This window comes from Pseudomonas sp. FG1 (assembly GCF_034313875.1).
Classification (GTDB): Bacteria; Pseudomonadota; Gammaproteobacteria; order Pseudomonadales; family Pseudomonadaceae; genus Aquipseudomonas; species Aquipseudomonas veronii.
Genome location: NZ_JAVIWP010000001.1, coordinates 4,241,293 through 4,266,886, shown reverse-complemented (window position 1 = coordinate 4,266,886; position 25,594 = coordinate 4,241,293). Strand labels below are relative to the sequence as shown.

Below are 25,594 nucleotides of genomic sequence, written 5' to 3'. Positions count from 1 at the left end.
CTTTGTGCCTAAACATCCGTTTACAACAGCAATAGCCAAATGCCACCATTCGCTCATCTACGATTTGCTACAAGGGCGTCGCGTGAGCCACAACTTCAAGTTCTTGACCCTGCCCCACCGCTCCGGCGAGGTCGCCAACATCTTTATCCACGGCTACTCAGCCGGCCACGATATAGAAGACCGATGCGCGCTGAGCAAATGTATCCCGTCATCCCTCCACGAGTGCATCAACATCTTTGCGTTCTGGCCTTCCGGTCATTGGAGCCAGTTCGATAAGTTATCCAGCAGTAGCGTGGCGGCAATGGCTCGGTTGAACATCTTCGCGGGTACCGCGGCAGCAGTGGCCGATCGCGCCGTCCACTTCAACACCAGCCGCAAGCGCGCCACCGCCATGGGCAAGACACTGCTCTCGCAACTTGAGGGCTACCTGCTCAAACATCACCCCTACGTGTCGAAGGTCAATCTGGTTGGGCACTCGCTTGGCGGGCGGGTCATCGTGAGTGCGCTACTCGATCTGCTCGACAGGCCAACTGATCACGATCTTGAAATTGGCGATGTGTTGTTGATGGCGGCGGCTGCCGAATTGTCGGGAGACGAGGCTCGAGCCATCCGCAAGCGCACAAACTGCAGGCTGTACAATGCTTACTCAAAAGATGACGACGTTCTGCGATTGAATATGGGCGAAAGCAGCGCGGGTCGCCAGCCAATCGGTAACTGCAAAAACGTTCGGATGGAGTCCTTCGGTCATACAGACTATTGGCCGCGTCTGGAGCAAGTACTCAGGGCATCAGGCTTCCATGGCTACAAAAGTGGCCTGCCGGCGTCGAATCAGCCCCAACTGATCATCAAGAATCCCGATCCGGTCGTGACCGACCACTTCATTTATGACCTGCTCGAACTGACCAGCGATCGAATCCGCAATCAAGTCGCCAAGCACCTGCGTAGCAGCAGTTGGACGACCCTTGAGACCGACCATTCACTGTATCTGCTGACTAAGGAATTCCAACTACTGGGCGGCCACTGCTTGGCCAACCTGGCGCGTAGACGCGGTCTTAAGTATCTACAGATCCTGCTCATGCTGACAGAACACTACGACTTGGTAGACGAGTTGCACGATTGTGCTCGGGTGATTGAGATGGAGGGGTTGCTCATCAGCAAATGCTTCCACTCTTCTTTCGGTGAGGGTCATGTACTCGCGTCAAAACAGGACATTGTCCAGCATTTGGAGGTCATGTCCGAGAAAGCTTACTTTGAGCAGGTCGATGCGTTGGCGGCAAGCCTGACCGTTACGTCTTACTTCTCGACCCCTAGCGCACCTGCCCCTGTGTATCGCAAGGCGCACTCAACGCTGACCAGTAAGAACAAGGAGTTAACGCTGGGATCTGCAACGCGACTGCCCTCCCTCACTCATCTGGTTTCGACCGAGCGCATCAAGGCGGCGGTTACGAACCTGAAAAGTGCAGTCAAGCCCGGCTACTCGGCCTTGATTCCCGCGGTTGCGATTCTCTTCTATGCGCGCTTGAAGCTGAATAACAAAGGGCTGCTCTAACCCTAGCGTGCTCAATGGCTGTGCCTCGCCCTCGACACCTCAAACTGTTATTTGAGTACCGCGAAGTGCAGATCATTAATCACTGAGGGGATTGGGAATGACTGGCAGGGATGCCTTAAAACTAAAGAATGATGGGCGACAGCCGACAACCTGAGCGTGCGAAGGGGGATTTTAGAAGCCCAACCAAGTATCAGATAAGCAAAGTACGCAGGATCGCGATGGGATTTCAAACTGGAAGATCAGAAATTCACGCGACGGACATGGATGCTCAATCGACGATTTCCGGATCATTCCGGGGTACGGCCTTTAGTGCAGACCCGACAAACATATTCTAAAAACCAACACAACCCACATAAGGCCGCACATGATTATTGTCGTAATAGCCGGAATTATTTTAGCCGTCGTTATGTTCAAGCTATTGCTTCCACTTTTAGGGGAAATGGTAGGCGTGATAATCGGCGGGCTGCTGCTACTTGGCGCAATCGCTTTGTGCGTAGCTTTTCCACCGATCATTATTCTTTTTTTAATCATCGGGTTCATTATTGCCGGCAATAAAAAAACGAAGGACAAGCAATGAGCGTAACGACAGAGAAAGAACTAGCCGACGCGGTAAACCGCAATGAAGACACCATCGTGATTGAAGGCGATCTTGCAAAAAAAACCATTCGGATAAAGGCTACCGGTACGGTTGCATGGGCTGTGGCCATTGGTTCTATATGCATAGTCTTTTATGGCGTCATAGCCACCGTCGGTACGGGTGGTGTTGCCACACCGGTTGCTGGCTTCGCTGCGGTTGCCGGGTCAGGCGGAGCCCTCAGCGTTCTAGGGGCTGCAGCAACTTCGGCGGCTATTTCCATGGCCGTTTCGGTGAGAAGCCTTAGCGTGTTAAAAAAGTTAAGAGGCAACTATAAGATAGTGAGTAAGTCGGACAACAAAGTCACGCTTAAGCGCAGCTAAAACAGTGCTTCGCGGTTGGCCCCGGCATCTCACCCAAAACGACCAATTCCGAGCCAATAAATTTATTGCTCGGCGGTCGAATACAATTCATGTTCGGCACTTCGCCAGCTGCTGCGCAACATTCTATTAGCACTCGAATGAGTTTGGATTCGGGTGTTGCTCACTATTTGCTTAATGCAAACAGCATCGCGCGAGTATCCGCAAGGATCAGCTAACGCCAGCACCTACATCCGATGCTGTTCCAGCAGAAAGTCCACGAACAACCGCACCCGCGCCGGCATTGCCGAGCCACCCACGAACACCGCATGAATCGGTTCCTCGTCGCCGGGGTTCCAGGCTTCCAGCAGCGGTATCAGATCGCCACGCTGCAGGTCCTCGCTCACGCTGAATTCGCCGATACGCGCAATGCCGGCACCTACTCGCGCGAGTTGGGCCAGCGCTTCGCCACTGCTGCATTCGATGTTGCCGCTGACCTTCAGGGAAAACGCTTTTCCGTCGCGGATGAATGGCCAGTTGGGTTCGGCACGTCGGAAGTTGAAGCGTAGGCAGTTGTGCCGAAGTAGATCCTCCGGTTCCAGGGGGATGCCGTGGCGCTGCAGATACGCGGGCGATGCCACCACTACCTGGCCGGTGGCGCCGATCCTGCGTGCGGTCAGCGGGCTGTCGGGCAGATAACCAAAGCGTACCGCCACGTCGGCCTGGCCGCCGAGAATGTCGACCACTTCGTCGCCGAGGGTGAGGTCGACGACGATGTTCGGGTAGCGCGCACTGAATGCCGCCACCAAGGGCACGATCGCCAACCGCCCATGACCAAGCGCGGCGCTGACGCGCAATCGCCCCCTTGGGACGCCCTGGTCGGCGATGGCTTCTTCGACCTCGGCCATGTCGGCCAGGATGCGCCGGGCGCCGCGCAGGAACGCCTCGCCCTCGGCGGTGAAGGTGAGCGATCGGGTGGTGCGCAACAGCAGCCGAGTGCCAAGACGCTGTTCAGTACGGGCGATAATCCGACTGACCGCCGAGGGTGTCAGCCCCAATGTCCGCGCGGCGGCCGACAGGCTGCCTTCCTGCGCCACGCTGACGAACACGCCCATTTCACCCGATCTGCCGTTGAAGTCCATTTGTGCCCCTTACGCAAAGGTGATTGCCAAAAATGCTATCTACCGCCTGAAAAGGCTGAATCGTAGCATTGGCGGCATAGATAAGGAGCCTTCCATGCGTATCAATCCACCACTTGTCGCACTCGCCATGGGTGCCTTTGGCATCGGCGTTACCGAGTTCGCCCCCATGGGCATGTTGCCGGGCATCGCGGCGGATCTCGGTGTTTCCATTCCCGCCGCAGGTCTGTTGGTCAGCGCTTACGCCCTGGGCGTACTGCTCGGCGCGCCGCTGATGACCCTGACCACCGGCAGGATTCCACGGCGCTATCTGCTGATCGGACTCATGGCGATTTTCACCCTGGGGAATCTGATGTCAGCCCTGGCGACCGATTACTACAGCCTCATGGTCGCCAGGGTGGTGACCTCACTGAACCACGGTGCGTTCTTTGGCGTCGGCGCCATCGTCGCCGCCAGCGTGGTTGCCCCGCAGAAACGTGCCGGAGCGGTTGCGGCCATGTTCATGGGCCTGACCCTGGCGACCATCGGCGGTGTGCCGCTGGCCGCCTGGTTCGGCGAACTGTTCGGCTGGCGCAGCGCATTCTGGGGGATTACCGGCCTCGGTGTGGTGGCCATGGCTGCGTTATGGTTCGCCCTGCCCAACCTGCCGGCGCCGCAAAGCGGCGGCGTACTGGCCGAAATTCGGGTATTGGGCCGTGGCCCGGTGCTGGGGGCACTGGCCCTCACTGTCGTCGGCTCGGGGGCAATGTTTACCGTCTTCACCTACATCGCGCCGATTCTCAGCAGCGAGACCCACGCGTCCACCGCCTACATCACCGCCATGCTGGTGCTGTTCGGTGTGGGGTTGACGCTGGGCAACATGTGGGGCGGCAAGGCCGCCGACCGCTCGATAGATCGCACCCTGATCGTTTCACTGAGCGTGCTTATTCTCGTCTTGCTCGCGTTCACCGTACTGATGCGTTGGCCGCTGCCGGCCGCCGTTGCCATCCTGATATGGGGTATCGCCAGCTTCGCCCTGGTGCCGCCGCTGCAGATGCGCGTCATGGAAGCGGCCAAGGACGCGCCCAATCTGGCCTCGGCGGTGAACATCGGCGCCTTCAACTTAGGCAACGCGATTGGTGCGGCGCTGGGCGGAGCGGTGATCAATGCCGGGCTGGGTTATCCGGCGATTTCCCTGGCCGGAGCAGCAATGGCGGGGCTGGGGCTGCTGATGGTGTTGGCTTTTGCCTGGCGTTCCAGAACGCTTGCAACTGCGGTGGTGTGACGTGCGCGCTGTCACAGCCCAACGGTTCAGGATGAACCGCTTTCGGTACCGCGCCCTTGCGTAATCGCTGGCCAGATCATCCCCCGGTGCCTTCCGGCAGCTTGGCAATCACCTTGATCTCGAACTGGTAACCATACAGCCACGTGACACCCACGCCGGTCAGCGTCGGGTGTGGCGCCCGGCCCCAGAACTCCGGCACAACCTTCCAGATCGTCTCGAACGTCGACTCGGGATCGACGATGAAGACGGTGACGTCAATCACATCGTCGAAGGTGCAACCGGCAGCGACCAGGATTGCATTCAGGTTGGTGAACGCGCGTCGGACCTGGGCCTCCAGATCGGGTTCGGGCGAGCCGTCTTCGTGGCTGCCGACTTGCCCCGACACAAATAAAAAACCATTGGACTTGATCGCCGGCGAATAGCGATTGCGCTCGTAAAGCGCCTGGCGTCCAGGTGGAAAAACAACATCACGCTGCGTCATAGGTGCCTCCATCAATGGGTCAAAGCCGACCCGGAACTAACGATGCAGAGACTGTATGGACTTGTACCTGGGCGATAAACACGCAACCCTAGCTAGCACTGTTTGTAAAATCCAAACAATCCAATCGAGAGCGGGGGTTAGCAATGGACCGTTTTGATGCGATGCAGGCGTTTGCTCGCGTGGTGGAAGCTGGCAGCTTCACCAAAGCGGCCGAAACACTGCACATGAGCAAGACCACCGTGACACAACTGGTACAGCAGTTGGAGGCACGGTTGCGGGTTAAATTGCTTAACCGCACCACGCGCAAAGTCAACGTCACGGCCGACGGTGCAGTCTATTACGAGCGAGTGTTACGACTGCTGGCCGACATGGACGACGCCGAGACCAGCCTGTCCGGCGCCTCGACGCTGCCCAGGGGGCGATTGCGAGTGGATGTGCCAAGCCCCCTGGCCAGCATGATTCTAGTCCCCGCATTGCCCGAGTTTTACCTGCGCTACCCGGACATCCAGATCGACATGGGCGTCAGCGACCGGATCGTGGATATGATCGGTGAGAACATCGATTGCGTGGTGCGCGGCGGCGAGATAAAGGATCAGTCGCTGATGGCCCGGAAGGTTGGCGACCTCCAGCTTGGCGTTTTCGCCGCACCGAGCTACCTGGCCCGCGTCGGTATCCCCGCGCATCCGCGGGAGCTGGAAGATTCGCAACACCGTATCGTCGGCTTCTTGTGGGCGCGCACCGGTAAAGCCCTGCCCTACTCCATGCGCAACCACGCTGAGAGCCTCCAGGTCAAAGGCCGCTATGCGCTGGCAGTCGACGATGGCAACGCCTACCTCGCGGCCGGCCTGGCCGGGCTGGGTGTGCTTTGGCTGCCCAAGTACATGTCCACGGCCTACGAAGCACGCGGCGAATTGGTGCCCCTGTTCAAGGACTGGCGTCTCGATCCGATGCCGATCTACGTGGCATTTCCGCCGAACCGGCATATCAGCATCAAGGTGCGCGTGTTCATCGACTGGGTCGCGGAGCTGATGGCGCAGCATGCGCCTGTCAGCGAGGCCGCGGTACTCGGTTCGCAACACCGCATCCGCCCTTCACCCTGATCTAAACTCCACACACCCATTCACCGTGGAGACCGAACATGAACAACAAAAACACCCTGTGCCTCTGGTACAACGGCACCGCCCTGGACGCTGCGACGTTTTATGCCAAGACCTTCCCGGACAGTGCGGTGAAGGCGTTACACCGCGCGCCGGGGGATTATCCAGCAGGTAAACAGGGCGACGACATTCTGACCGTCGAGTTCACCGTGCTGGGCATCCCGTGTCTCGGCCTGAATGGCGGTCCGGCATTCCCGCACACCGAGGCGTTTTCCTTTCAGGTGGCTACCGATGACCAGGCCGAGACTGATCGGCTGTGGAACGCCATCATCGACAACGGTGGCCAGGCCAGTGCCTGCGGTTGGTGCAAGGACAAGTGGGGCCTGTCGTGGCAAATCACGCCGCGTGTGTTGTCGGCCGCCGTGACCCATGCCGACCCGGCGACGGCCAAGCGAGCCTTCGAGGCGATGATGACCATGACCAAGATCGACATTGCCGCGATTGAGGCCGCAGTGGCTAATCCCTGACCGACAACGATCGTTTCACCGCCCAGGCACTGTTCAAGTGCCTGGGCCGTGCAACCTGCCGGTAACTACGCAGGGCTTGACACATTTACTCACACCCCCTGAAGATGGAGCCCTCATTCAGGGTGTGTCAGCTCATGCTTGCAACGTCTTCCGTTAACCTTTCCGTCATTGGCTTGATCGCCAAGGCGCAAGGTTGCGTTGCGCGCGCCCTCAAATCGAAGAAACAGTCGCTCATGTGACCGGGGCGCGCTGTCCCGTCAGATGAGCTGACAGGACATTGAGCGCGACGGACACCCTGCCCTTGCACAATTCCTTCTGCCCTTCTGACGGTGACTTAATCGGTCAATCATCAGGAGAGAGTGCATGTCAGCGTTTCAAGGTATCTGGGTTCCCGTGGTCACGCCGTTTCAGGACGGCGCCATCGACTTTATCGGCTTGCGCCGGCTGGTCGAGCATCTGCTGGAAAAGCACGTGGCCGGGATCATGGTCTGCACCACCACGGGCGAAGCCGCGGCGTTGAGCCGCCAGGAACAACTGGCGGTGCTGGATGCGGTGTTGCAATGGGTGCCGGCGCACCGCGTGGTGATGGGCCTGGCGGGATATAACCAGATTGAGCTGTTGCAGTTCCAGGGCGAAATCCTCAAACGCCCGGTGGCCGGTCTGTTGGTGCCGGCGCCCAGCTATATCCGTCCGTCCCAGAGCGGCCTTGAAGCGTTCTTCCGCACGGTGGCCGACGCCTCCGGCGTGCCGATCATTCTCTATGACATTCCCTATCGCACCGGCGCGACCTTCGAACAGGCCACGCTGCTGAACATCGTCGCCCATCCGCGCATCGTCGCGGTCAAGGACTGTGGCGGCAACCTGGGCAATACCCTGGCGCTGCTGGCCAGTGGGGCGGTGGATGTGCTGTGTGGCGAGGACATCCAGATCTTTAACGCGTTGTGCCTTGGCGCCACTGGGGCGATCGCAGCGTCGGCACATGTACACACCGAGCAGTTCGTGGCGCTGTGGCAGCAGGTGCGGGATAACCAGTTGAGCGAGGCGCGGCAGACGTTTTTCCAGTTGCTGCCGTTGATCGATACGTTGTTTATGGAGCCCAACCCGGCACCGGTCAAGGCGGCGCTGGCCTTGCAGGGGCTGATCGGCAGTGAATTGCGCGCACCGATGCAGCGGGCCGGCGATGCCACCGTCAGCCGTCTGCAAGCGTTGCTGTGAAGCCACTTGACTGAGTGTCCCGCGCCACCTGCAACCGGTGCAACGTGATGTTGCGCACCTGCTGCTTGCTCAGTTCGATATGCCGCTTGAGCAGCTGCTGCGCCTCTTCACCGCGCCGTTGCAGGATAGCGTCGAGTATCTGCGCGTGTTCTTCGTAGGTCGCCGCGATCCGCGAAACCTGGGTAAAGTCGAGCCGGCGGATGATGCGAATTTTTTCCGTAATGGCGTAGTGCATGCGCGCCATTTCGCGGTTGCCGGTGGCTTCCACCAAGGCGCAGTGAAAGCGCTCATCCAGCTCGGACACCACCTGGGTGTCCTGCTGGCGTTCGCCCTCCTCCACCTGCCAGATCGCCTGTAACCCTTGCAACTGTGCAGGGCGCGGTTCATCCATCAGGCATAAACGGTTGACCGCCGCCAGTTCCAGAATGATCCGCAGGTCATACAGCTCTTCGAAGTAGGTGAAGTCGAACGGTTTCACCTGCCAGCCACTGCGGAAGTACACCTCCAGGTAACCTTCCTTCTCCAGACGATAGAGCGCCTGACGCACCGGGGTGCGGCTGACGTTCATGCGCTCGGCCACTTCGCCTTCGCTGAAGCGGTCGCCCGGCAGCAGGCGAAAGTCGAAGATATCCGCCTTGAGCTGCGCGTAGATGCGTTCGGCCAGGCTGTCGGGGCGCGCCTTGGGATTTTTCAGGGTTGAGCCCGGCATGCTTAGCCCCGGCTCGCGATAAAGGCGCGCCAGCCGCCGAATTCGGTGATGTCGAGCGCATCGGCCAGGGCCCAGGGTTCGCAGATAAAGCCTTTGACGCTGCGCCCGTCGGTCAGGCTCAGGTTGCCAATGCCCAGCGGTGCGGGGACTTCGGCGACGAACTCGCCAAAGCGGGCGATGGGCATGTCCCACAGCTCGACGATGATCGAGCGGCCACTGTCCGCCCTGGCCAGCCCCGGCTTGGGCGGTACCGTGCCCGGTAGCGCGTAGAGTCGATAGCTGTCGGCGGTCAGCGTTTGCTCCACCAGCACCGCATTGCGCGTGGTCAGTTGGAAATTCAGCGGCATGCCGCTCAGGTGCGCGCCGACCACCGCCAGGCGCACGCTGCCGGGCGCGGGGGTTGGTGCGGCCGGTACGGGCAACTCGCGCGCGGTGGCGCCCAGCGGCAGGCCGAGGCCGGCTTGCCAGCGCTTGCCCAAGTGGGCCAGGGCCGTGTCGTGCCAGGCCGGCGCCAACAAGGTGATGCCGCTGGGCAAGCCATCTGCGCGCAAGCCGGCGGGCAGCGCCAGCGCGCACAGGTCCGCCAGGTTGGTGAAGTTGGTGTAATAGCCGAATTGCGAGTTGTAGCGCACCGGCTCCAGCGCCATCTCGGCCTGGGTGCGAATCGTCGGCGAGGTCGGCACCAGCAATGCGTCGAAGCCCGCCAGCGTGTCGTTGATGCGCCGACTCAGGTCGGCGCGCAGGTATTCGGCTTTGTAGGCGTCGCAGGCGCTGTACTCAAGCCCGTTTTCGACGATGCCGCGCACCACAGGGTTGATCGCGTCTGGCTGCTGTTCAAGCATGCTGTGCAGGGCGACCGTGCGCTCGGCGACCCATGGGCCGAAATACAACTGGTCCGCCAGCGCCTTGAACGGGCTGAAATCCACCGGGGTGATCTGCGCACCCAACGCCTTGAAGCGCTCGACGGCCTGCTCGAATACGGCCTGGTTCTGGGTATCGCCGAAGAACTCCAGAGTCGCCGGAATAGCGAGTTTGATCGCACGCCCCACCGCCACCGGCGCGGTATGGGGGTTGGCGCGGGAATAGGCGTCGCTCGCGTCGTAGCCTTCGGCCACTTGCGCCACGGATTCGGCGTCTTCCACGGTCAGGGCAAACACCGAGATGCAATCCACCGTGCGGCACGCAGGCACCAGGCCGGTATTGGACAGGCGACCTTTGCTGGGTTTTAACCCGACGATATTGTTGAACCCCGCCGGCACACGACCGGAGCCGGCGGTGTCGGTACCCAGGGAGAACGCCACCAAACCCCGGGCGACCACCGAGGCGGAACCGGAGCTGGAACCGCCGCTGACATACGCCGGATTGAAGCTGTTGGCCACCGCGCCATACGGCGAGCGGGTGCCCACCAGGCCGGTGGCGAACTGATCGAGGTTGGTCTTGCCCATCAGGATCGCACCGGCCGCACGCAGCTTGGCGACGACGCTCGCATCCGACGCCGGGGCGTAGGCAAATTCCGGACACGCCGCCGTGGTCTCCCAACCGGCCGCGTCGATGTTGTCCTTGATCGCAAACGGCACGCCATACAACGGCAACTGGGTCATATCGCCACCGACTGCCGCCAGCCGCTCGCTCAATTGCGCCAACTGCGCCGTCAGTTGTTCAGGCCGCGCGCGGGCGATCCAGGCGTTGTCGGCGGCGGCGTATTGCGCGGCCAGGGTCAGCACGATGTCCGGGGTGATCGTCCCGTTGCGATAGGCCTCACGCCATTCGCCGAGGGTCCAGCCGATAACACTCTGCATAAGGGTCTCCATCTTGTATCCAAGTTTGGATTTGTTTCTAGCAAACCCCAGGCCAACTGCGCACACCCAACGATTGCGCGGGTTCGCGCCCAGGCGGCGCGGCAAGACTGCCCACCGATGGCGCACCGAGCCTTCGCTCATGCGCCAAAAAAAGACAGCCGGCCGACCGCGCAGTTGCGACCCGTGCAATAGCGGCCTATGTTCCAAGCCACGCTTTGCCGTTTGCTGTCCCCCACCCTACACCCAGGTGACGACATGCCCACGCTTGCCCGCCCCGCCGTGCTTGAACTGATCGGCAACACTCCGCTGGTGCGGATCAGCCGCTTCGACACAGGCCCCTGCACGCTGTTTCTCAAACTCGAATCGCAAAACCCCGGCGGCTCGATCAAGGATCGCATCGGCCTGGCCATGATCAACGCCGCCGAGCGCGACGGCCGCCTGCGCGTCGGCGGCACGATTGTCGAAGCCACCGCCGGCAACACCGGGCTGGGCCTGGCGCTGGTGGGCCGGGCGAAAGGCTACCGGGTGGTGCTGGTGGTGCCCGACAAAATGTCCACCGAAAAGGTGCTGCACCTCAAGGCCATGGGCGCCGAAGTGCATATCACCCGCTCCGATGTCGGCAAAGGCCACCCCGAGTACTATCAGGACGTGGCTGCGCGCCTGGCCAAGGACATCCCGGGCTCGTTCTTCGCCGACCAGTTCAATAACCCGGCCAACCCGCTCGCCCACGAAACCAGCACCGCGCCGGAGCTCTGGGCGCAGACCGAGCATGACCTCGACGCGATTGTGGTCGGCGTCGGTTCGGCCGGCACGCTCACCGGGCTGACGCGCTTCTTCAAGCGGGTGCAGCCGGCGCTGGAGATGGTGCTGGCCGACCCCGTCGGTTCGGTGATGGCCGAATACAGCCGCAGCGGCACCCTGGTCACCCCGGGTTCCTGGGCGGTGGAAGGCATCGGCGAAGACTTCGTCCCCTCGATTGCCGACCTGTCCAGCGTGCGCCACGCCTATTCCATCAGCGATGAAGAGAGCTTCGACCACGCCCGCCAGTTGCTCAAGGCCGAAGGCATTCTCGGCGGCTCGTCCACCGGCACCCTGCTCGCCGCAGCCTTGCGCTACTGCCGCGCACAGACCGCGCCCAAGCGCGTGGTCAGCTTCGTCTGCGACACCGGCACGCGTTACCTGTCGAAGGTCTACAACGACCAATGGATGAGCGACGCGGGCTTGCTGCACTACAAGCACTACGGCGACCTGCGCGACCTGATCGCCCGGCGCTTCGAAGACGGCCGCGTGATCAGCGTCAGCCCCGACGACACCCTGCTCACGGCCTTCCAGCGCATGCGCCTGGCCGATGTCTCGCAATTGCCGGTGCTGGTGAACGGCCAGGCACTGGTGGGTGTGATCGACGAATCCGACATCCTGCTGGGCCTGCACCACGACGCCGCGGACTTTTCCATGATCGTCGCCAGCGCCATGACCGAAACCGTACACACGCTCGACCCCAGCGCCAGCCTCGCCGAGTTGCAGGCGGAGCTGGATCGCGGCCTGGTCGCCATCATCGCCGACGCGTCGGGCTTCCATGGCCTGATCACCCGTGTCGACCTGCTCAATCACCTGCGGAGATCCCTTGCATGAGTCAGCCCGATAAAAGCGCGTTTGCCACCCGTGTGATCCACGCCGGGCAATCGCCCGACCCGACCACCGGCGCGCTGATGCCGCCGATCTACGCCAATTCCACCTACCGGCAAGACAGCCCCGGCGTACACAAGGGCTTCGACTATGGCCGCTCCCACAACCCCACGCGGTTCGCCCTGGAGCGCTGCGTGGCCGACCTGGAAGGCGGCCGCCAGGCGTTTGCCTTTGCCTCGGGGCTGGCGGCGATTTCCACCGTGCTGGAGTTGCTGGATGCCGGCAGCCATGTCGTCTCCGGCAACGACCTGTATGGCGGCACCTTCCGCCTGTTCGACAAGGTGCGCCAACGCAGCGCCGGGCACCGTTTCAGTTTTGTCGATTTGAGCGATGTGCAGGCGTTTGAAGCGGCGTTGCAGGACGACACGCGCATGGTCTGGGTCGAGACGCCCAGCAACCCGCTGCTGAGCCTGACCGACCTCAGCGCCATCGCGCGCATCTGCCGCGCCCGCGGCATCCTCTGCGTGGCCGACAACACCTTCGCCAGCCCGTGGATCCAGCGCCCGCTGGAGCTGGGTTGCGACATCGTGGTGCATTCCACCACCAAATACCTCAATGGCCACTCCGACGTGATCGGCGGCATCGCAATTGTCGGCGACAACCCCGAACTGGCCGAGCGCCTGGGCTTCCTGCAGAACTCGGTCGGCGCCATCGCCGGGCCGTTCGACGCCTTCCTGACCCTGCGCGGCGTGAAAACCCTGGCCCTGCGCATGGAGCGCCATTGCAGCAATGCACTGGACCTGGCGAGCTGGCTCGAACACCAACCGCAGGTGGCGCGGGTTCACTACCCGGGCCTGGTCTCGCACCCCCAGCACGCCCTGGCACGTCGGCAGATGCGCGGGTTTGGCGGGATGATTTCGGTGGTATTGAACAGCGACCTGGCCGGCGCCAGGCGTTTCCTGGAACACGTCAAACTCTTCGCCCTGGCCGAAAGCCTCGGCGGCGTGGAAAGCCTGATCGAACACCCGGCGATCATGACCCATGCCAGCATCCCGGCAGCGACGCGGGCGCAATTGGGGATTGGCGATGGGTTGGTGCGGTTGTCGGTGGGGATCGAGGACGTGGAGGACTTGCGCGCAGACCTCGCGCAAGCGTTGGCACATATCTAATGTGGGAGGGGGCTTGCCCCCGATAGCGGTGGGCCAGTCTCCTGATTCAGTGACTGACAGATTGCTATCGGGGGCAAGCCCCCTCCCACACTGGATACTGCGTCAGGCTGACATGATGTTGGCCCGCGTGCCGTGCAGTTTTTGCAGACGCCTCGTAGTCTGCCAGTTCCATCTTAATGTGGGAGGGGCGGTGCGACGATTCGACTTGCCCCCGATAGCGGTGGGCCAGTCTCCTGACTCAGTGACTGACAGATTGCTATCGGGGGCAAGCCCCCTCCCACAATGGATACTGCGTCAGGCTGACGTGATGTTGGCCCGCGTGCCGTGCAGTTTTTGCAGACGCCTCGTAGTCTGCCAGTTCCATCTTAATGTGGGAGGGGCGGTGCGACGATTCGACTTGCCCCCGATAGCGGTGGCCAGTCTCCTGATTCAGTGACTGACAGATTGCTATCGGGGGCAAGCCCCCTCCCACACTGGATGCTGCGTCAGGCTGACGTGATGTTGGCCCGCGCGCTATGCAGTTTTTTATAGCTCTCGATCAAGCGCAGATGCCGGTCCAGCCCTTCCAGCTTCATGCTGGTCGGCGTCAATCCATAAAAGCGCACGCTGCCGTTGACCGAGCCGATCACCGCATCCATCCGCTCGTTACCGAACATCCGCCGGAAGTTGGCCTCGTAGTCCGCCAATTCCAGGTCTTCATCCAGTTCCATCTCCAGCACCGCGTTCACCGCCTGGTAGAACAGGCCGCGCTCGACGGTGTTGTCGTTGTACTGCAGGAACATTTCCACCGCTTCCTTCGCTTCCTCGTATTGCTGCAGGGCGAGGTAGATCAGCAGCTTCAATTCGAGGATGGTCAGTTGGCCCCAGGCGGTGTTGTCGTCGAACTCGATACCGATCAAGGTGGTGATATCGGTGTAGTCGTCCAGTTCGCTTTCCACCAGGCGTTCGGCCAGGGCCTTGAGTTGCGCGTCGTCCAGGCGATGCAGGTTGAGGATGTCGGCGCGGAAAAACAGGGCTTTGTTGGTGTTGTCCCAGATCAGGTCGTCCACCGGATAGATTTCCGAGTAGTCCGGCACCAGGATGCGGCAGGCGGTGGCACCGAGGTGCTCATACACCGCCATGTAGGATTCCTTGCCCATGTTCTCGAGAATGCCGAACAGCGTCGCGGCTTCTTCTGCGTTGGAGTTTTCGCCCTGGCCGGAGAAGTCCCACTCGACGAATTCGTAATCCGAGCGGGCACTGAAGAAGCGCCACGAGACCACGCCGCTGGAGTCGATAAAGTGCTCGACGAAGTTGTTCGGCTCGGTCACTGCGTGACCTTCGAACGTCGGCTGCGGCAGATCGTTCAGGCCTTCGAAACTGCGGCCTTGGAGCAATTCAGTCAGGCTGCGTTCCAGCGCCACTTCCAGGCTCGGGTGCGCGCCGAACGAGGCAAACACACCACCGGTACGCGGGTTCATCAAGGTCACGCACATCACCGGGAACTCGCCGCCCAGCGAGGCATCCTTGACCAGCACCGGGAAGCCCTGGGCTTCCAGCCCCTGGATCCCGGCCAGAATACTCGGGTACTTGGCCAGCACGTCAGCCGGCACATCCGGCAGGGCGAATTCACCTTCGATGATTTCACGCTTGACCGCCCGCTCGAAGATCTCCGACAGGCACTGCACCTGGGCTTCGGCCAGGGTGTTGCCGGCGCTCATGCCATTGCTCAGGTACAGGTTTTCGATCAGGTTGGACGGGAAATACACCACCTCGCCGTCCGACTGGCGCACAAACGGCAGTGCCACAATCCCGCGGTCTTCATTGCCCGAGTTGGTGTCGAACAGGTGCGAGCCACGCAACTCGCCGTCGCGGTTGTAGATATTCAGGCAGTAGGCGTCGAGGATTTCCGCTGGCAGTTCATCCTTGCGCCCAGGCTGGAACCAGCGCTCGTCCGGGTAATGCACGAACGGCGCGTTGGCCAGTTCTTCGCCCCAGAACTGATCGTTATAGAAGAAGTTGCAGTTGAGGCGCTCGATGAACTCGCCCAACGCCGAGGCCAACGCGCTTTCCTTGGTCGCGCCCTTGCCGTTGGTGAAGCACATCGGCGAATGGGCATCGCGGATATGCAGCGACCACACGTTCGGCACGATATTGCGCCACGAGGCGATCTCGATCTTCATGCCCAGGCCGGCCAGGATGCCCGACATGTTGGCGATGGTCTGCTCCAGCGGCAGGTCCTTGCCCACGATGTAGGTGCCCGCCTCGGAAGTGGAATTGGGCATCAACAGGGCCTGGGCGTCGGCGTCGAGGTTTTCCACCTCTTCGATCACGAACTCAGGGCCGGCCTGTACCACTTTCTTCACCGTGCAACGGTCAATAGAGCGCAAGATGCCTTGGCGATCCTTGTCGGAGATGTCTGCCGGCAATTCCACCTGGATCTTGAAAATCTGGTTGTAGCGGTTTTCCGGGTCGACAATGTTGTTCTGCGACAACCGGATATTGTCCGTGGGGATATTGCGTGTCTCGCAGTACAACTTCACGAAGTACGCCGCACACAATGCCGACGAAGCCAGGAAGTAATCGAATGGCCCCGGCGCCGACCCGTCGCCTTTATAGCGAATCGGTTGATCGGCGATCACCGTGAAGTCATCGAACTTGGCTTCAAGCCGAAGGTTGTCGAGAAAGTTAACCTTAATTTCCATACGGGATTACCAAAATAGCGAACTTCAAATTGGCCGCCATTATCCGGTATTTGCGTTTGAAGTCTTGTGCTTTCGCGTTTCGGCCGCCGACTGACAGGGCTGAATACCTGATTTAGACCGGTGAAATGTTGCTGTTTGAGATTGTCAGACAATCGGTCTTCAACTTATCTGAATGCTTGCCGATGTCCTACAGGCAATTCTGGGAGTAGTCGAATGCGCAATAACCAACCCGTGACACAGCGCGAGATTTCCCTCGCGCCTTCGCAGAAGCTCATCTCCGCAACTGATGTTAACGGGATGATCACTTACTGCAACGATGCTTTTGTCGATATCAGTGGTTTTGAACGCGCCGACTTGATCGGCGCCCCGCAGAATATCGTGCGCCATCCCGACGTCCCCTCAGCCGTTTTTTCCCATATGTGGTGCGCGCTCAAGCAAGGCCTGCCGTGGATGGGTATCGTCAAGAATCGCTCGAAAAACGGCGACCATTATTGGGTCAATGCTTACGTTACACCGATCTTCGAAGGCAGCCGCGTGGTGGGCTTCGAGTCGGTACGGGTCAAGCCGAGCGCCGATGAAATCCGACGTGCCCAGGCGCTTTACCGGCGTTTGAGCCAGAACAAATCGGCGGTTTCGCGCCGGGACAGTTGGCTGTCGACGTTATTCGACAGCGTGCCCTACGTCGCCACCGGGCTTGCCGGCGCCGTGGGCGGGCTGTTCCTCAGTGCGCCGCTGGCCATGGCCGTGGCGGTAGCCGTTGCGGTGCCCGTAAGCATGATCGGCGCGCAGGTGCGTCGGCGTGCAACGTTACGCTTGCTTTCGGGCATCGAACCGTCGACCTCGGATGCGCTGATTGCGCAGATGTACAGCGATGAACGCGGCCCCCAGGGCCGCCTGGAAACCGCGTTCCTCAGCCAGAACGCTCGGCTGAAAACCTGCCTCACCCGCCTGCAGGACAGTGCCGAGCAGCTCAACGCGCTGGCCGGGCAATCCAACCGACTGGCCACGGCCAGTTCGACCGGCCTTGACCGTCAACGCGTCGAAACCGAGCAGGTCTCGGCCGCCGTCAACCAGATGGCCGCAACCACCCAGGAAGTCGCCAGCCACGTGCAGCGCACCGCGGATGCCACCCAGCAAGCCAACGTGCTGACCGGGCGTGGCCGCGAGGTGGCCCGCGATACCCGCGAAGCCATCGAGCGCCTCTCCGCCGTGGTCGGCGAAACCGGTGTCACCGTGGCGCAGTTGGCCCGCGACAGCGACGAAATCGGCACTGTCGTCGACGTGATCAAAGGCATCGCCGACCAGACCAACCTGCTGGCCCTCAACGCCGCGATCGAGGCGGCGCGTGCCGGGGATATGGGCCGCGGCTTTGCCGTAGTCGCCGACGAAGTCCGCCAATTGGCGCAACGCACGTCGCACTCCACCACCCAGATCCATGACTTGATCACCAAGCTCCAGGCATCGTCCAGCAACGCTGTACAAAGCATGGAACACGGCCAGCGCCAGGCGCAGGAAGGCGTGGCCCGGGTACTTGAGGCCGACCAGGCGCTGGTCGGCATCAGCGAAGCGGTGTCCCACATCACCGAGATGACCACCCAGATCGCCGCCGCCACCGAAGAACAAAGCGCGGTGGCCGAAGAGATCAGCCGCAACATCACCACCATCGCCGAACTGGCCGACCAGACGTCGGTCCAGGCCCATCAGTCCGCGGACCTGAGCAAGGAACTGACCCACACCGCGTCCACCCAATACGCACTGGTTGAACGCTTCAACCGCTGACGGCGGATAGGCACGCGCCCATTCTCCACATGCCGCAGGCAGCTGGAGGATGGGCGCCTTCGGCCGACCTCGCCTCAACTCGCCCCCAACTCCACCACCCCCGCATTCAACCGCACCGGCCATACCCGCAAGCGCTGCTGCGGTGCCTCCAGGCATTGGCCGTCCGCCAGACGGTAATGCTGTTTGTAGATCGGCGCAGCCACCACCAGATCGCCCTTGATACTGCCGACCAGCCCGCGGCCGATCACGTTCGCGCCGGATTCCGGGTCATGGTTGTCGATGGCGTAGAGGGTCTGGTCCGGCGCGTCCGGCAGGTAGAACAGCGCGACTTGTGCGCCGTCGTACCACACCACCACGCCGGAATTGTTCACCAGGTCGCTTTCGCTGCACACGCTTTTCCAGGTGGCAAGGTTACGCAAAGTGTTGGACTGGCTCATCAGGCAAGCTCCTCGATGACGGGAATCAGGTTGAGTTCGGCGGCCATGATCGGCCGGCGCTGGCCGCGTTCGTGGACAAAATGGATGTCCGGATCCGGGCGTTTGTCGTTGACGAAGGTGCGGAAGCGTTTGAGTTTTTCCGGGTCTTTGAGGGCGTTGGCCCATTCGCATTCGTACCGGTCGACCACCAGTTGCATTTGCGCTTCGAGTTCGGCGCCCAGGCCCAGGCTGTCGTCGAGGATCACGTCCTTGAGGAAATCCAGGCCGCCTTCCAGGCTTTCACGCCACACCGAGGTGCGTTGCAATTTGTCGGCCGTGCGGATGTAGAACATCAGGAAGCGGTCGATGTAGCGGATCAGCGTGGCGTCATCCAGGTCGGTCGCGAACAGCTCGGCGTGGCGTGGGCGCATGCCGCCGTTACCGGCGATGTAGAGGTTCCAGCCCTTCTCGGTGGCGATCACACCGACGTCTTTGCTTTGCGCTTCGGCGCATTCGCGGGTGCAGCCGGACACCGCGAACTTGAGCTTGTGCGGCGAACGCAGGCCCTTGTAGCGGTCCTCGATCAGCAGCGCCATTTTCACGCTGTCCTGCACGCCGTAGCGGCACCAGGTGCTGCCGACGCACGACTTCACCGTGCGCGTGGATTTGCCGTAGGCGTGCCCGGTTTCAAACCCGGCGTCGATCAGCTCGGCCCAGATGTCCGGCAGCTCATGCAGTTGCGCGCCAAACAGGTCGATACGCTGGCCGCCGGTGATCTTGGTGTAGAGCTGGTATTTCTGCGCGACCACACCGATGGCGATGAGTTTTTCTGCGGTGATTTCGCCGCCCGGAATACGCGGCACCACCGAATAGGTGCCGTTCTTCTGCATATTGGCCATGAACGTGTCGTTGGTGTCCTGCAACGGCACCAGCGAGGCGTCCATGATCGGTTGGTTCCAGCACGACGCCAGGATCGAGCCCACCGCCGGTTTGCATACATCGCAACCGGTGTGGCCACGGCCGTGCTTGGCCAGCAACTCTTCGAAGGTGATCACCCCTTCCACGCGTACCAGCGCATACAACTCCTGACGGGTGTAGGCGAAGTGTTCGCACAGGCTCTTGTCGACGCTGACGCCACGGGCGACCAGTTCATGCTCGAACACCTGCTTGAGCAAACCGGCGCAGCCGCCGCAACCGGTGCAGGCCTTGGTCTGCGCCTTGAGCAGGCCGAGGTCGGCGCAACCGCTGTCGATGGCCGCGCAAATCGAACCTTTGGTGACGTTATGGCAGGAGCAGACGGTGGCCGACTCCGGCAACGCGCCAGGGCCGAGGCTCGGTGCGCCGGCGGACGACGGCAAGATCAGGCCGGCCGGTTCGGACGGCAACGCAATGCCGTTCTGCATGTACTGCAGCAAGGTGTCGTAATAGCTGTTGTCGCCGACCAGCACCGCGCCGATCACCTGCTTGCCGCTGGCGTCCACCACCAGGCGCCGGTAGCTGGCGCTAGCCTCGTCGATGAACTGGTAGCTGCGCGCACCGGGGGTGTGTGCATGGGCGTCGCCGATGGAACCCACGTCCACCCCCAGCAGTTTGAGTTTGGTCGACATGTCCGCGCCGACAAAGGGCTCGGCGGTCTGCCCGCACAACAGGGCGGCCACCCCTCGGGCCATCTGGTAACCCGGCGCGACTAGGCCGAACAGACTGCCGTTCCACGACGCACACTCGCCGATCGCGTAGATGTCCGGGTCGCTGCTCAGGCATTCATCGTTGATCACCACCCCGCCGCGCGGGCCGATCTCCAGGCCGGCCTGGCGGGCCAGTGCGTCCTGGGCGCGGATGCCAGCGGAGAACACGATCAGATCAGTTTCCAGAAATTCGTCATTGGCAAAGTTCATGCGATAGCGGTACTGCTCGCCTGCGCTGATCGATTGGGTGGCGCGGGACAAATGCACGCCCACGCCCAGGCGCTCGATCTGCGCCTTGAGCGCCAGCCCGCCGAAGTCATCCAGTTGCACCGGCATCAAGCGCGGCGCGAACTCCACCACATGGGCTTCAAGGCCCAGGCTTTTCAGGGCGTTGGCGGCTTCCAGGCCGAGCAGGCCACCGCCGACCACCACACCACGCCGCGCATTCGCGGCGGCGCCACGGATGGCATCGAGGTCTTCAAGGGTGCGGTAGACCAGCCGCGAATCGCCTTGCGCGCCGTCGATCGGCGGCACAAACGGGTAAGAGCCGGTTGCCAGGACCAATTTGTCATACGCCACGCTGCCTGTGGCGGTGATCACCTCGCGGCGGGCGCGGTCGATTTCCAGTACCGGCGCCCCCAGGTGCAGGGTCACGCCCGGCGTCTGGTACAGCGAAGCGTGCGACAACGCCAGCGACTCGGCATCACGGCCAGTGAAGTATTCGGACAAATGCACGCGGTCATAGGCACGCATCGGCTCTTCGCTGAACACATGCAGGCGATAGTGCTCCAGGGCGCCGCGCTCGATCAGTTGCGCCACACAATGATGGCCGACCATGCCATTGCCGACGACGATCAGGGTTTTCAGCTGTTTCAGACTGGCGAGAGTGGAATTCATATCAAGCACCCGACAAAGCTCATCACGGTTTAAAAAGCAAAAAAAACGCCTGAAACCTTGCGGTTCCAGGCGCCTTTGCCTGTTCTGATGCGGGGTCGATCCGGACGTCTTCGCCGGTTCTACCGCTGGTGCCCATGACCTGTATGGCCTGTCGATCGTCGTTGACCGAGGTGGGTTGTACAGAGTGCTTGCAGGCTCTGTGCCAACCAGCCGCCATGCCCGTCGCAAAGGCTGCAAACGGTGCTCAACCCTGCCAGACACCGCTGGTTGTGCCTCCAACTGGTGCGCTCCGGCGTCATAAAAGTGCATTTCTGCGCGTGACGGGCCCGCGCTGGGGGCAACCAGGCCCGTCACAGCGGCGTGTGAAAAACCTGGCGCGTGACTTGCTAGGAATACGCATACCAAGCAGTCAACGCAGACTGCCACTCACGACAAAGGCGCCGTGTAATCCCCGTTTCCAACGGAGGGTTGCAGGGCGTTTTTTTATGGGTGGCAGAAATGATCCGAGGGTTACCGATGGCAAACCAAAGTGTACGCAGCGTGTGTCCTTATTGTGGCGTGGGCTGCGGCATCGTCATGCAGGTCGAGCACAACCGCGTGGTCAAGGTGATCGGCGACAAGGCCCACCCCACCAACGCCGGCCGGCTCTGCACCAAAGGCACCACCTGCGGGCAAGCCATCGCCGAGTCCGGCCGCATGGAAAACGCCTACCTGCGCCAGGCGCGGGAGCATGACCCGGTGCGGATCGGCATGGACAAGGCCATCAGCGAGACCGCCGGCCGCTTGCGCGCCATCCTCGACCGCGATGGCCCGGACGCCCTGGCGTTCTACGTGTCCGGGCAGATGTCGCTGGAAGCCCAGTACCTGATCAACAAATTGGCCAAGGGCTTTGTGCGGACCGCGCATATCGAATCCAACTCACGCCTGTGCATGGCCAGCGCCGGCAGCGGCTACAAACTCTCCCTCGGTGCCGACGGGCCGCCCGGCTCGTATGAAGACTTCGACCGCGCCGACCTGTTCTTCGTGATCGGCGCCAACATGGCCGACTGTCACCCGATCCTGTTCCTGCGCATGATGGACCGGGTCAAGGCCGGCGCCAGACTGATCGTGGTCGACCCGCGGCGCAGCGCCACGGCCGACAAGGCCAACCTGTTCTTGCCGATCAAGCCGGGCACCGACCTCGCGCTGCTCAACGGTTTGCTGCACCTGCTGGTGAAAAACGGGCACACCGACCCGGCCTTTATCGCCGCGTTCACCGAAGGCTGGGAGGCCATGCCCAGCTTTCTGGAAGACTACCCGCCGCAGCGGGTCGCCGAACTGACCGGACTGGCCGAAGCCGACATCCGCCAAGCCGCCGACTGGATCGGCCAGGCCGCCGAGTGGATGAGCTGCTGGACCATGGGCCTCAACCAAAGCACCCACGGCACCTGGAACACCAACGCGCTGTGCAACCTGCACCTGGCCACCGGCGCGATCTGCCGCCCCGGCAGCGGGCCGTTCTCCCTGACCGGGCAACCCAACGCCATGGGCGGTCGTGAAATGGGCTACATGGGCCCCGGCCTGCCTGGGCAGCGCTCGGTGCTGGTCGACGCCGACCGCGCATTTATCGAAGCACTGTGGGACCTGCCCGCCGACAGCCTGCCGCGCCAGGCCGGCAGTGGCACCGTGGGCATGTTCGAACAAATGGCGGCCGGGCAGATCAAAGCCTGCTGGATCATCTGCACCAATCCGGTGGCCAGCGCGCCCAATCGCCAGACCGTGATCAAGGCGCTGCAAAGCGCCGAACTGGTGATCACCCAGGATGCGTTCCTCGATACCGAGACCAATCGCTACGCCGACATCCTCTTGCCCGGCGCGCTGTGGGCCGAAGCCGAAGGCGTGATGATCAACTCCGAGCGTAACCTGACCCTGATGCAAAAAGCCGTGGAGCCACCCGGCGAGTCGCTGGCCGACTGGCAGATCATCGCCAGGGTCGCGTGCGAAATGGGCTTCGCCGACGCCTTCACGTATGCGTCCGCCGCCGAGGTGTTCGACGAGATCAAGCGCGCCTGGAACCCCGCCACCGGCTACGACATCCGCGGCGCCAGCCATGCGCGCCTGCGCGAACGACCGCTGCAATGGCCGTGCGCGTCGATTGAGGCCGCAGAGCGCAACCCGATCCGCTACTTGAACAACGGCATCAACCAGCCCCTCAAGACCGACGCCGACGGCCGCCAGCCGACGATCGTTTTCGCCACCGAACACGGCAAAGCCCGGTTTTTCCCGCGCCCACACCTGTCCCCGGCGGAAATGCCCGATGAAGCGTTCCCGTTCGTGCTCAACACCGGCCGCCTGCAACACCAGTGGCACACCCTGACCAAGACCGGCAAGGTCGCCACGCTGAACAAACTCAACCCCGGCCCTTTCGTGGAAATCCACCCCGACGACGCTGCCAGCCTGGGCATCAAGCACAAAGACCCGGTCGAGGTGCGCTCACGACGCGGCCGCGCCGTGCTGCCCGCGGTGATCAGCGACCGTGTGCGGGCGGGCAACTGTTTTGCGCCGTTTCACTGGAACGATGTGTTCGGCGACAACCTGGCGATCAACGCCGTGACCCATGACGCGGTCGACCCGATTTCGCTGCAGCCCGAGTTCAAGTTCTGTGCGGTCGCCCTGCAACGGGTCGAGCTGATCGAGCACCAGTTCCTCGACGTATCGGCACCGGCCGCCCACCCCGTTTCCCCCTTAACAGAGGAACTCGCCATGTCGCGCCTCGACGCCTTCGCCGACCTGGTCGGCATCCGCAACCTGCCGTCGCCGTCATTGAGCGACAATGAGCGCACCTACCTCGCCGGTTTTCTCAGTGGCCTGCAATCCAGTGCTGCGCGCCAGGCCAGCGGTGTTCCGACGCTGCCGGCGAATGCGCCCGTGGCCAGGGACGCGCGGCTGTGGCTGGACGGCCTGTTGGGCGGTTTGTTCAGCCGCACCGAGGCCAGCGCCGTGGCACCGGCGCCCGCTGCCGACACCCAGGCCGTCACCTTGCTGTGGGCCTCGCAAACCGGTAACGCCGAAGCCTTGGCCGAGCGCTTTGCCCAACGCCTGCGCGCCGGCGGCATCGCGGTGGAACTGAGCGCAATGGCGGACTTCCCCGCGAGCAAACTGGCGCACACGCAGAACCTCGCGCTGATCAGCAGCACCTTCGGCGACGGCGACCCGCCGGACAACGGCGAAGGTTTCTGGCACAGCCTGACCCTCGCCGAAACCCGCCTGGAGTCGCTGCGCTTCGCGGTACTGGCGTTGGGCGATCCCAACTACGACCAGTTCTGCCAGCACGGCAAACAACTCGACCGGCGCCTGCTCGAATTGGGCGCCACGCGCTTGCTGGAGCGCGTCGACTGCGATACCGAATTCGAAGAGCGCGCCGATGCCTGGTTCACACAGTTCCTACACACCCTCAACCCGGCAACGCCCGTCGCGCTCGCCACGCCGAGCGGCAAACCCAAGCCTCATGCGTCACGGTTGCTGCTCAACCTGCACCTGAACCAGCAAAGCCCGCACAAGGAAACCCGCCAGTTCTCCCTGGACCTGGCGGACTCCGCGCTGACCTACGAAGCCGGCGACGCCCTGGGAGTGATGCCACGCAACTGCCCGGAACTGGTCAGCGAGCTGCTCGAGCTGACGCGCCTGGGTTCCAGTACCTGCGTAAACATCGACAGACTCGGCGACGTGCCGCTGCACCAGGCCCTGACCGAGCACTTTGAAATTGCCCGGCCCAACAGCGAGACCCTGGCCTTCATTGCCGCACGCAGCGCCAAGCCAGGCCTGAAACACCTGCTCGAACCTGAGCGCAAAGCCGAACTGAAAGACTGGCTGTGGGGCCGGCAACTGGCGGACGTGCTGCACGAATACCCCATCGACTGCTCGGCGGACGAACTGCTCGGCACGCTCAAGCGCCTGCAACCGCGCTTGTATTCGATCGCGTCCAGCGCCAAGGCGTACCCGCGTGAAGTCCACCTCACCGTGGCGGCCGTGCGCTACGGCAAGCGCAAGGGGGTGTCGTCCACCTTCCTCGCCGACCGTGCCGGCAACGGCGAAGTGCCGGTGTTCGTGCAGCCCTCCAAGCACTTCCGGCTTCCCGCCGACGGCGATGTGCCGATCATCATGATCGGTCCCGGCACCGGTGTGGCGCCCTTCCGCGCGTTTTTGCAGGAACGTCGGGCCCTGGGGCATCAGGGCCGCAACTGGCTGTTTTTCGGTGAGCAACATGCGGCGAGCGATTTTTACTACCAGGATGAACTGCAGGGCATGCAGCGCGACGGTTTGCTCAGCCACCTGAGCCTGGCGTTTTCCCGCGACCAGGCGCAGAAGATCTACGTGCAGGATCGCATCCGCGAACACGGCGCCGAGCTGTGGCGCTGGCTGCAGGAAGGTGCGCAGTTGTATATCTGTGGGGATGCCAGCCACATGGCCAAGGATGTCGACCAGGCCCTGCGCCAGGTTGCCCATCGCCACGGCGGGCTGGGCGTCGAGAGCGCCGTCGATTACTGGCGGCGGATGAGTGAGCAGAAGCGTTACTTGCGCGATGTCTACTGAGCCGTGACAGAACGGTCACGCCGCGTCAGTGTCGGCGTGACCGATGACATCAG

At 62.2% G+C, this 25,594-nt stretch carries 18 protein-coding genes and 1 pseudogene; 12 read left to right on the top strand and 7 right to left on the bottom strand.

Annotated features, from left to right (window positions below; translation table 11 throughout):
- The first annotated feature begins 82 nt into the window (after window positions 1-82).
- From RGV59_RS19560 to RGV59_RS19550, 3 genes are all read left to right on the top strand, one after another.
- Window positions 83-1,549, top strand: coding sequence for a DUF726 domain-containing protein (locus RGV59_RS19560; protein ID WP_126585601.1), 1,467 nt, complete (start codon window positions 83-85; stop codon window positions 1,547-1,549).
- 364 nt (window positions 1,550-1,913) lie between these two features.
- Window positions 1,914-2,126 (top strand): hypothetical protein, encoded by a 213-nt coding sequence (locus RGV59_RS19555; protein WP_046486048.1) that lies wholly within the window; start codon window positions 1,914-1,916, stop codon window positions 2,124-2,126.
- Complete coding sequence (locus RGV59_RS19550; protein WP_017846408.1) at window positions 2,123-2,506, top strand: hypothetical protein; 384 nt, start codon at window positions 2,123-2,125, stop codon at window positions 2,504-2,506. Before RGV59_RS19555 ends, RGV59_RS19550 begins: the two co-directional genes overlap by 4 nt.
- 224 nt (window positions 2,507-2,730) lie before the next feature.
- Here the strand turns inward: RGV59_RS19550 and RGV59_RS19545 are convergent, their stop codons facing one another.
- Window positions 2,731-3,624 (bottom strand): LysR family transcriptional regulator, encoded by an 894-nt coding sequence (locus RGV59_RS19545; RefSeq protein WP_017846409.1) that lies wholly within the window; start codon window positions 3,622-3,624, stop codon window positions 2,731-2,733.
- A 94-nt stretch (window positions 3,625-3,718) separates the two neighbouring features.
- On the opposite strand from RGV59_RS19545, the gene RGV59_RS19540 reads away from it, so the two are divergent.
- Window positions 3,719-4,885 (top strand): MFS transporter, encoded by a 1,167-nt coding sequence (locus RGV59_RS19540; RefSeq protein WP_046486042.1) that lies wholly within the window; start codon window positions 3,719-3,721, stop codon window positions 4,883-4,885.
- Between the two features lie 76 nt (window positions 4,886-4,961).
- Here RGV59_RS19540 and RGV59_RS19535 read toward each other — a convergent pair whose 3' ends face one another.
- Window positions 4,962-5,366 (bottom strand): RidA family protein, encoded by a 405-nt coding sequence (locus RGV59_RS19535; RefSeq protein WP_017846411.1) that lies wholly within the window; start codon window positions 5,364-5,366, stop codon window positions 4,962-4,964.
- Between the two features lie 143 nt (window positions 5,367-5,509).
- Between RGV59_RS19535 and RGV59_RS19530 the strand changes: the two genes are divergently transcribed.
- From RGV59_RS19530 to dapA, 3 genes are all read left to right on the top strand, one after another.
- Window positions 5,510-6,466 carry a LysR family transcriptional regulator gene (locus RGV59_RS19530; protein WP_126585600.1) on the top strand — a complete coding sequence of 319 codons (957 nt, stop codon included), beginning with the start codon at window positions 5,510-5,512 and terminating at the stop codon, window positions 6,464-6,466.
- Between the two features lie 38 nt (window positions 6,467-6,504).
- The gene (locus tag RGV59_RS19525) at window positions 6,505-6,990 is read left to right on the top strand and encodes a VOC family protein (protein ID WP_322247030.1); all 486 of its coding nucleotides are present in this window, start codon (window positions 6,505-6,507) and stop codon (window positions 6,988-6,990) included.
- 363 nt (window positions 6,991-7,353) lie between these two features.
- Window positions 7,354-8,205, top strand: a complete 852-nt coding sequence (gene dapA, locus RGV59_RS19520) for a 4-hydroxy-tetrahydrodipicolinate synthase (protein WP_126585599.1) — start codon at window positions 7,354-7,356, stop codon at window positions 8,203-8,205.
- Here dapA and RGV59_RS19515 read toward each other — a convergent pair.
- Window positions 8,180-8,914: a GntR family transcriptional regulator gene (locus RGV59_RS19515; RefSeq protein ID WP_126585598.1), complete on the bottom strand. Its 735-nt coding sequence runs from the start codon at window positions 8,912-8,914 to the stop codon at window positions 8,180-8,182. The genes dapA and RGV59_RS19515 overlap by 26 nt on opposite strands.
- Before the next feature lie 2 nt (window positions 8,915-8,916).
- Window positions 8,917-10,713: an allophanate hydrolase gene (atzF, locus tag RGV59_RS19510; protein WP_126585597.1), complete on the bottom strand. Its 1,797-nt coding sequence runs from the start codon at window positions 10,711-10,713 to the stop codon at window positions 8,917-8,919.
- A gap of 255 nt (window positions 10,714-10,968) precedes the next feature.
- Here atzF and RGV59_RS19505 point away from each other — a divergent pair, with 255 nt between their 5' ends.
- Both RGV59_RS19505 and RGV59_RS19500 read left to right on the top strand, forming a co-directional pair.
- The gene (locus RGV59_RS19505) at window positions 10,969-12,345 is read left to right on the top strand and encodes a pyridoxal-phosphate dependent enzyme (RefSeq protein WP_126585596.1); all 1,377 of its coding nucleotides are present in this window, start codon (window positions 10,969-10,971) and stop codon (window positions 12,343-12,345) included.
- Window positions 12,342-13,508 (top strand): cystathionine gamma-synthase, encoded by a 1,167-nt coding sequence (locus RGV59_RS19500; RefSeq protein ID WP_126585595.1) that lies wholly within the window; start codon window positions 12,342-12,344, stop codon window positions 13,506-13,508. The genes RGV59_RS19505 and RGV59_RS19500 overlap by 4 nt, the downstream gene beginning before the upstream one ends.
- Before the next feature lie 485 nt (window positions 13,509-13,993).
- Here the strand turns inward: RGV59_RS19500 and RGV59_RS19495 are convergent, their stop codons facing one another.
- Window positions 13,994-16,192, bottom strand: a complete 2,199-nt coding sequence (locus tag RGV59_RS19495) for an OsmC domain/YcaO domain-containing protein (RefSeq protein ID WP_102617019.1) — start codon at window positions 16,190-16,192, stop codon at window positions 13,994-13,996.
- Window positions 16,193-16,405: 213 nt separating this feature from the next.
- On the opposite strand from RGV59_RS19495, the pseudogene RGV59_RS31800 reads away from it, so the two are divergent.
- Together RGV59_RS31800 and RGV59_RS19490 are read left to right on the top strand one after the other, a co-directional pair.
- Window positions 16,406-16,678 (top strand): annotated as a pseudogene (locus RGV59_RS31800) (PAS domain-containing protein); the annotation flags it as partial.
- 252 nt (window positions 16,679-16,930) lie between these two features.
- Complete coding sequence (locus RGV59_RS19490) at window positions 16,931-17,971, top strand: methyl-accepting chemotaxis protein (protein ID WP_411567472.1); 1,041 nt, start codon at window positions 16,931-16,933, stop codon at window positions 17,969-17,971.
- Window positions 17,972-18,045: 74 nt separating this feature from the next.
- Here RGV59_RS19490 and nirD read toward each other — a convergent pair whose 3' ends face one another.
- Together nirD and nirB are read right to left on the bottom strand one after the other, a co-directional pair.
- Window positions 18,046-18,408 carry a nitrite reductase small subunit NirD gene (gene nirD / locus RGV59_RS19485; RefSeq protein ID WP_126585593.1) on the bottom strand — a complete coding sequence of 121 codons (363 nt, stop codon included), beginning with the start codon at window positions 18,406-18,408 and terminating at the stop codon, window positions 18,046-18,048.
- Window positions 18,408-20,969 (bottom strand): nitrite reductase large subunit NirB, encoded by a 2,562-nt coding sequence (gene nirB, locus RGV59_RS19480; RefSeq protein ID WP_017846423.1) that lies wholly within the window; start codon window positions 20,967-20,969, stop codon window positions 18,408-18,410. Before nirB ends, nirD begins: the two co-directional genes overlap by 1 nt.
- Before the next feature lie 516 nt (window positions 20,970-21,485).
- On the opposite strand from nirB, the gene RGV59_RS19475 reads away from it, so the two are divergent.
- The gene (locus tag RGV59_RS19475) at window positions 21,486-25,541 is read left to right on the top strand and encodes a bifunctional nitrate reductase/sulfite reductase flavoprotein subunit alpha (RefSeq protein WP_126585592.1); all 4,056 of its coding nucleotides are present in this window, start codon (window positions 21,486-21,488) and stop codon (window positions 25,539-25,541) included.
- Window positions 25,542-25,594: the final 53 nt, after the last annotated feature.